General features: G+C 58.8%; 6 protein-coding genes. 4 read left to right on the top strand and 2 right to left on the bottom strand.

All coding sequences use genetic code 11. The annotated features are described in order from the left end of the window. Nucleotides 1-1,037, top strand: a 1,037-nt coding sequence (gene amrS, locus AC33YF_RS11905) for an AmmeMemoRadiSam system radical SAM enzyme (protein WP_491777425.1), incomplete at its 5' end; no start/stop codon positions are given. 311 nt (nucleotides 1,038-1,348) lie between these two features. Continuing rightward, on the top strand, nucleotides 1,349-2,074 hold the full coding sequence (locus AC33YF_RS11900; protein WP_491777424.1) for a TerB family tellurite resistance protein: 726 nt from the start codon (nucleotides 1,349-1,351) through the stop codon (nucleotides 2,072-2,074). A 150-nt stretch (nucleotides 2,075-2,224) separates the two neighbouring features. Here the strand turns inward: AC33YF_RS11900 and AC33YF_RS11895 are convergent, their stop codons facing one another. Together AC33YF_RS11895 and AC33YF_RS11890 are read right to left on the bottom strand one after the other, a co-directional pair. Then, on the bottom strand, nucleotides 2,225-3,979 hold the full coding sequence (locus AC33YF_RS11895; RefSeq protein WP_491777423.1) for a SulP family inorganic anion transporter: 1,755 nt from the start codon (nucleotides 3,977-3,979) through the stop codon (nucleotides 2,225-2,227). Between the two features lie 92 nt (nucleotides 3,980-4,071). Then, nucleotides 4,072-4,542 carry a DM13 domain-containing protein gene (locus AC33YF_RS11890; protein WP_491777422.1) on the bottom strand — a complete coding sequence of 157 codons (471 nt, stop codon included), beginning with the start codon at nucleotides 4,540-4,542 and terminating at the stop codon, nucleotides 4,072-4,074. Between the two features lie 232 nt (nucleotides 4,543-4,774). Here AC33YF_RS11890 and AC33YF_RS11885 point away from each other — a divergent pair, with 232 nt between their 5' ends. Both AC33YF_RS11885 and AC33YF_RS11880 read left to right on the top strand, forming a co-directional pair. Continuing rightward, nucleotides 4,775-5,983, top strand: a complete 1,209-nt coding sequence (locus tag AC33YF_RS11885) for a cation:proton antiporter (protein ID WP_491777421.1) — start codon at nucleotides 4,775-4,777, stop codon at nucleotides 5,981-5,983. A gap of 352 nt (nucleotides 5,984-6,335) precedes the next feature. After that, nucleotides 6,336-7,841: a phytoene desaturase family protein gene (locus tag AC33YF_RS11880; protein ID WP_491777420.1), complete on the top strand. Its 1,506-nt coding sequence runs from the start codon at nucleotides 6,336-6,338 to the stop codon at nucleotides 7,839-7,841. The last annotated feature ends 264 nt before the right edge of the window (nucleotides 7,842-8,105 follow it).

Below are 8,105 nucleotides of genomic sequence, written 5' to 3'. Positions count from 1 at the left end.
CTGATGGCCGCGTGCAATGCGACCTCTGCCCTCGTGAATGCAAGCTACATGAAGGCCAGAGGGGGCTCTGCTTCGTGCGCGCGCGTAAGAACGACGCAATTCTCCTCACGACCTATGGTCGGTCCTCAGGATTCTGCCTTGATCCGATCGAGAAGAAGCCGCTTAACCACTTTTTCCCCGGCAGCGCTGTGCTTTCCTTCGGAACGGCTGGCTGCAATCTAACTTGCAAGTTCTGCCAGAACTGGGACATCTCCAAGGCGCGGGCCAATGACCGACTCCAGCAGCAGGCATCGCCCGAGGCCATCGCGCAGGCTGCGCTCGATAGCGGCGCCAAATCAGTTGCCTTCACTTACAATGATCCGGTCATCTTCCTTGAATACGCAGTGGATGTCGCGGCGGCTTGCCGGGAGGTCGGCGTAAAGACGGTCGCCGTCACGGCCGGCTATATCGGTGAAGGCGCACGGCCTGAGTTTTTCGGTGCCATGGATGCTGCCAATATTGATCTGAAGGGATTCACGGAAGACTTCTATCGCAAGCTTTGTACTGCCTCCCTAGAGAGCGTGCTGGATACGCTCCTCTACGTTAAGCATGAAACCGACACTTGGCTTGAGATCACCACGCTGCTCATTCCGGGAGAAAATGACTCCTCTCACGAGATTGGCGCATTAAGCGATTGGGTGGCGGAAAAGCTCGGGCAGGACGTCCCACTTCACTTCACCGCGTTTCACCCCGATTGGAGGATGCGCGACATCTCCACGACGCCGGCAACGACTCTCAAGCGCGCCCGCGACATCGCGGCGTCGGCTGGTCTCCGCTACGTCTATACCGGCAACATCCGCGATGAGGCGAGCCAGAGCACCTATTGCCATGCCTGCGGCACATGCCTGATCGGCCGCGACGGTTACACAATCACGTCGTGGGGGCTCGATGCTAGCGGTCACTGCACCTCCTGCGGCGAGATCTGTCCCGGCGCGTTCGAGCGAGAACCGGAAAGTTGGGGGCCCCGCCGCGCCCCGCTCGTATTTGCGGCAGCATGACAACGAAGGCTCAGGGCGGCAGCAATGCGCGCGTGCGACGGGGAATCTAAAGCCTACGGACTGTCCGCTTTGGGTCGTTAACGGACATCGGGAAGCGACTAAGGGACGTCCGCTTCGCGCCCCTAGGCGGACATACTCCGGGTCGGCAGATGACCACGATCAAAAGGAAGTTCGGACATTAGAGTGGAACACTTAAAATCTGAGCCGGTAGACTTCAGTAACTAGCCTCGGCTATCAAATTTGAGTTGGTCTCTCTTGAAGCGCCCATCGCAAGTTGGGGCACTGGATTGGACCTTAAGGGCAGAGGAAGTATGTCGATCTGGGCAAAAATGGCACACGCTACGACTGAAGTCCTCGAAGGGGCGCACATCAGTGAGCGAGTCCATGGTCTGCTTGGGTTGCTTACCGGCAGTCCTACTCTTCACCATGATGGTGATAGTAACGCTGGCCATCAGGTCGCATTCACCGTCGGCGTGATCTCGCTTGGCGCCAAGATGGCTAAGGCCGACGGCACCGTCACGCCCGATGAAGTGATGGCCTTCAAAGAAGTGTTCCAAGTGCCAAAGGGCGAGACAGAAAACGTTGCGCGCATCTTTAACCTCGCCAAACAAGATGTCCACGATTATGAGATTTATGCTGATCAACTTGCGTCTCTATTGAAGGGCAATCGCAAGCTTCTAGGGGACATACTTGAGGGCCTCTTTCACATAGCGATGGCGGATGGCGTATTCGACCCTAGTGAAGAGAAATTTCTGGATGACGTAGCACGGCGTTTTGGGTTCACTCCGACGGAATTCAAAAACGCTAAGGCCCGACACTTGAGTTTGCTTACATCGGATCCTTACCAGGTGTTGGGGGTGCCGCGTGACATCGACGATGACGCATTAAGAAGGCACTACCACAAGCTGGTTCTTGATAATCATCCTGACAAGATGATTGCGCGTGGCGTGCCACCGGAATTTGTTTCGCGGGCGACCAAGAAAATTGCTGCCATTAATGCTGCCTATACGGAACTATCCAAAGAGCGCCGAATGTGATCGCAGCGATTAAGATGTCTGCTTACGAGCGTAAGCTGGACGTCCCAAATTCGCCTTCTGGTGTCAGCCAATGACTCAAAGCAGACGTCGAGCGGATGCTTTTGAGGTAGGTCGCTAAGACCCGCACTACGACGCTTCGCAAGACAGTCATTACGATTTGTCAGCCGTAACAGGCTCAAGCCGATCAAGTTGTTGGCCTGAGACGGCCATCCAAGCATCGTATTGCGATAGAAACACGCGCCCATTCAGATGCTGCAGCAGGTGGGAAGCTTTCAGTCGATCCATCACCGGCCCCTTCACCTCCGACAGGTGCAAGCCGACGCCCATATCACTCAGGCGATCGTTAATTGACTCAAGGCTTTCTAATGCTGAGTAGTCGACTGCGTTCACCGCAGAGAACATCAAGACGACATTTCGGATTCCACAGCCCTCGGTCACGCGCTCCAATATTAGGCTCTCAAGAAAGCGCGCATTAGCGAAATAGAGGCTCTCATCGACGCGAAGCATTAGGGCAGTTGGATCTGTCTCGACTGTGTGGCGCTTGATATTGCGGAAATGCTGCGTGCCTGGTACCAGGCCTATCTCGGCCACGTGTGGCCGCGACGTCTTGTAAAGATGCAGCAGAACCGAGATTGCTACGCCGGTTGCAACGCCGACTTCCACACCAAGCAACAGCGTCAATAGGATAGTCGCGGCGACGGCGCCGAAGTCAGACTTCGAATAGCCCCAGGTCTTCTTGAGAATCGACAGATCGACCAGGCTTAGCACCGCGACGATAATGGTCGCAGCAAGGGCTGCCTTCGGGAGAAAGTAGAGGAGTGGTGTCAGGGCGACCGCAGCGATAGCGAGGCCGACAGCGGTGTAGGCACCAGCCGCTGGGGTCTCGGCGCCCGCGTCAAAGTTGACGACCGAGCGTGCAAAGCCGCCGGTCACCGGATAGCCACCTGTAAAGGCTGCGCCAATATTCGCAGCACCGAGGCCGATTAATTCCTGATCAGGGTCTATGCGCTGGCGCTTCTTTGCGGCGAGCGTTTGGGCTACCGAGACGGACTCCACGAAGCCGATAATCGAGATGAGGATCGCCGGCACCGCGAGCTCGGCGATCAAGTCAGGCGCGAGCCCCGGCATGGTCAACGGCGGCAGGCTCTGTGGCACCTCGCCGACAATCGATAGGCCGCGTTCGTTAAGGCTGAAATACCAAGCCACCAGTGTCGCCGCTATAACTGCCACGATTGGGCCGGCTTTGGTCATCAGATCGGACACCTTCGGCCCGAACCCGATCTTTAGCAAGAACGGCTTCAATCCGGTGCGTACCCAAAACAGGAACGCTATCGCAGCGGCACCTATGGCGAGCGTGATCACATTAGTCTGGTCGAGATGCGCCCCGAGCGAGCCAAGCATTTCCAGCAGCGTATTGCCGCCCGCCTCGACACCAAGGATGTGCTTCAGCTGACTGCAAGCGATCAGGATGCCGGACGCCGTGATAAAGCCGGCAATTACCGGGTGGCTAAGAAAGTTTGCGAGAAACCCGAGTCGGAGCACGCCGAGCGCGAGTAAAAAGCCCCCCGACAGCAGCGCGAGTGTCAAGGCCGCGATCACATATCCGGCAGTGCCTTGTTCGGCCACCTGCCCAACGGCCGACGCCGTCATTAGCGATACGATGGCTACAGGACCAACGGCCAGCGCTCTGGATGTGCCGAAAATCGCATAGAGGAGGATCGGCACGATAGAGGCATAAATGCCGGCCTCGGGCGGCAGGCCCGCAAGCAGCGCGTAAGCAAGGGATTGCGGGATCAGCATGATCGTCACGATCACCGCAGCGACCAAGTCGTTCGAGAGAGCGGCACCGTTGTAAGTGCGGCCCCAATCGAGCACGGGGATGAACTTGCGCAGCCGTTCGATCATCTTCGCTTCGAGACAACAGTATAGTATTTAGCCCCTTGGGCTGTACCGGTTTGCAGGGGTCTCACTAGTAACGTCTCGGGCAGGGGGGACCATCACCGATACTCCGCGGCGGTGATGAATTCACCGAACGCTTCGCACCAAACAAGAACAGTGTTGTACGAGTTAATGTCTGTACCGCTAGGCAAATCGACGAGGAACCCATCGAATGTCTTGACGTCTCCGACTCGCACCGACTTGTCCTTGACCTTCAAGAATGAGGCTTCGTCATCAACGAATTCTGGCACTAGATAGAGCTTGTAGTCCGGCCCCGGCGCCAACTTGCCTTCATGCACGATCTTTTCCGGCGTGACGCTCACTGTCCCTTCGCCCCAGTGCAATAGGTCGCTGCCCGGCAGATCCCGAGAGAATGTCGTCTGGAACTGCGCTGCCTTCGCGGTTTCAGCCAGCATTGCACGATCAAGGCTAGGCGGCGCAGTCAGGATTGGTAGCAAATAAACACCGAGCGCGAAGCCGGCAGCAAAGACGACTCCGTGCGTCACCAACAACATGATCCAGCGCAGCATCCGCATTCCACCTGTGTTGAACTCAATTGAATAGCATGAGCTTAACACTGACGCCCGCAATTGGCATGACACCAAAGTCTACGCGAATGGGTGGCAACGACCGCTTTGCACCCGGAAGCAGACATAGTCGGTCCCAAGATCGAGATCCGACAAGCGCAGAGGGTGCACACCCCCTCTTTATTGGCTCTATTATCTCCCAAACAGGAATGATCAATTGGAGACGTGAACCTCGATGGATCTGCCCGTCCTGCTGCTCGCGTTGGGTGCGCTTTTAATTGTTGGGCTCGCAACCGACGAGATCGGGCGACGCACGCGCCTGCCGCGCGTTACGCTGCTCATCCTGTTCGGTCTCGCGGTTGGTCCGGCGGGATTGGATCTCTTGCCGACGCAGCTTCAGGATTGGTACGCGTTTCTGGCGTCAGTTGCTCTGACTATGGTCGCCTTCTTGCTCGGTGGCAGGCTATCGCTTGAGGCCTTGCAAAGCCACGGCAAGGCAATCCTCGTTGTCTCGCTCGTGGTTGTGGTCCTGACAGCAATGCTTGTCGGCGTTGGTTTGATCGTGATTGGCGTCCCACTGATCCTTGCGCTCTTGCTTGCTGGCATCGCAACCGCGACAGCGCCAGCCGCAACCCAGGACGTCGTCAGACAGGCACGCGCGAAGGGCCCCTTCACAGAGACGCTACTGGGGATCGTCGCGGTGGACGACGCCTGGGGCTTAATCGTCTTTAGCCTGCTGCTGGTCGCAGCGCGAGCCATCACGGGAGAAAGCGGCCTCGTTGTTCTGCAACATGGTTTGTGGGATCTCGGCGGCGCTCTTCTTGTTGGTGCCATCGTTGGCTTTCCAGCGGCGTTTCTCACTGGACGGCTCCAACCAGGCGAACCCATTCAAGCAGAGGCCTTGGGCGTGGTGTTCTTGTGCGCGGGCCTGGCGCTCTGGCTCGAAGTTTCCTTTCTACTGGCCGGGATGACCGCCGGCATGATCGTGGCGAATCTGGCAGCGCACCATAATCGACCGTTTCATGAGATCGAGCACATCGAATGGCCGTTTATGATCCTCTTCTTTGTCCTTGCAGGTGCCTCATTGGAAGTGGAGGCATTTCGCGTCATTGGGCCAATCAGCATCGCCTACATTGCACTACGAACTCTGGGACGTGTATTTGGCGGGTGGCTCGGCGGCGTCCTGGCAGACGTACCCGTGCCTTACCGACGTTGGCTTGGTCTCGCTCTCATTCCTCAAGCTGGGGTCGCGCTCGGTATGGCTCTTGTGGGGGGCCAGTACTTTCCCGATCTGGCCGAGACGCTATTGGCCATCACGATTGGGAGCGCAATTGTTTTTGAGATATTCGGACCTATCCTAACTCTCGTCGCGGTTCGTAAAGTCGGCGAGGCAGACTCAGGTCAGATGAGGCGAAAAGCCGTTCCACGCGACAACGAAGACTGACTGCCAAGAACAGGCACTGCGCTATGTCCGCTTTGCTCTCATAAGGCGACATGGCCGTGGTCACGATAGAGGTCTGTTAAGTGCCATAAGCGGACATCACGCTGGACCGAGTCGCCTCAAAACTTGCAAGTCAAAGGATCGTCCATGACAGGCCAGATCGCGCAGCAGCCTTCCATCCGCGACTGGCTTCGACACGAGGCGCCCGCCAGGCGGGGTATCACACGCGGGCCGCTTGACGGACGTGGTGCTTTTTCGCCAGGTGATTACAGTTCAGTAGGTCCCGTACGCCCTCGGCTGAGCCGTTGTCGCGTTCGTGTTGGATTGCCGGGCGAGTCCCAGGAAGGTCGACGAGATGAACTCACGCAAAGACCGCTTCGATGTGGTGGTGGCCGGCGGCGGTCTGGGCGGTCTGACTGCTGCCGGGCTTCTGGCTAAGGAGGGACGTGACGTCATTCTGCTGGAGAAGGAGCCGGCGGTCGGCGGGCATGCTGCCCCGTTCGAATGGAAGGGCCGTAGATTCGACACGGCGCTGCACATGGTGATGGGTGGATCTCGCCCGACGACCGGTGGCGAGGGGATCATCACCGACGTTTTGACACGACTGGACGTTGCCGACCGGTGCGAGCTCGTCCGTATCGAGCCCATGTATCGGGCCGTGTTTCCCGACCTCGACGTCAGCGTCAGCGGTGCCGGGCGCGAGGGATACGTCGCCTCTCTGGCGAAGCATTTTCCCGGCCGGGAAGACGCCTTCGCCGAGCTCATCGACGACTGTTCACGGATCCACTCCGAAGCCTTGCGCTTCCCTATTGCACCGGGCCCGATCCAGAAGCTTGCCGTCCCCCTGCGGTTCCCCCAGCTGTTTCGCAACCGGGCGACGACCCTCGGTGAGGGCCTCGACCGCTACGGCTTTGACGCCGACGCCCAGTCGGTGCTGGCCGCCCTCTGGCTGTACCTGGGCCTTCCCCCGTCGCGCTTGAGCTTTCCCGTGTGGGGCTCGATGACGGCCAACATGGTGGAAGAGGGAGCCTTCTACTGCATGGGGGGCTTCGGCCGGCTGGCGGAGGCTCTGAGGGAGGGTGCCGAACGGCATGGCGCGGAGGTCAGAACGGGCACGTCGGTGCAGAAGATCGTCGTTCGCGACGGTGCCGTGCGGGGCGTCGTCACCGACGGCGGCGACACGTTCCATGCGCCTATCGTGATCTCCAATGTCGACGCGCGCCTTACCGTCGGGGAGATGGCCGGCGCGGAGCACTTCCCCGCCGACTACCGGGCCAAGGTGGAGAATCTCCGGCCTTCGATCTTCGTTGTCGCGCTCTACACCGCTATTCCGGCAGATCTCGTACCTTCCGAAACGGTCCACGAGACCGTGGTCTTCCCCTCGAAGAACCACGACGCCAACTTCCAAGCCGCCCTCAACGGTAATCTCGACGGCGTCACCGTGACGATCCCGACAATCACCGATCCGGCAGCAGGCCCCGAGGGAGAGCACCTGGTGGTGATCCAGGGTATGATTCCCGGTGATCCCCGATCCATCCCCGACGACGCCGTCCGGCAACTGGCGGAATGCGCCGCGCCCGTGATGCCGGAGTTGCCCGGCCACCTCGGCGTCGGACCCGAAGCGGCCGCCGGGTTTCCGGACCGATATGCCCTGCGAACGATTGGTCCGATCTACGGATGGGAGCGTTCCCCGGATCAACTCGGCCCGCGAGGCCTGGGGAACACCACGCCGATTGAAGGCCTGTATCTTTGCGGCCATTGGTCCCAACCGGGTGCGGGCGTGCGCACCGTGATCATCTCGGGCATGAGGGTCTGCCGCTTGATCCTCGGCGATCGCATCTCGAAGGGGATCATCGGCTGAATTTTGCGTTGGGCTCGGACTCTCTCGCCGCGGCATTAGATCGATGGAGTGACCGTCCAATAATGCGTTGGGTCAGGTCTCAATACGAAATGCATCGCGCTTGCTGAACAAAGACTGCGCAAAAATCTGTGATATCTACTTTGGGTCATTAACCGACATCGGAGCACGACTTAGAAACGACTGCTTTGCACCCAGAAGCAGACATCATTGGCATCGAGATGCACGGCAGCTAAGTGCCAGTAGCGGACATTCCAGTGTGGGTAC

It is taken from the genome of Methyloceanibacter sp., assembly GCF_058506495.1.
Note: the sequence above shows the minus strand (reverse complement) of the source record. Positions and strands in the feature narration are given on the sequence as shown.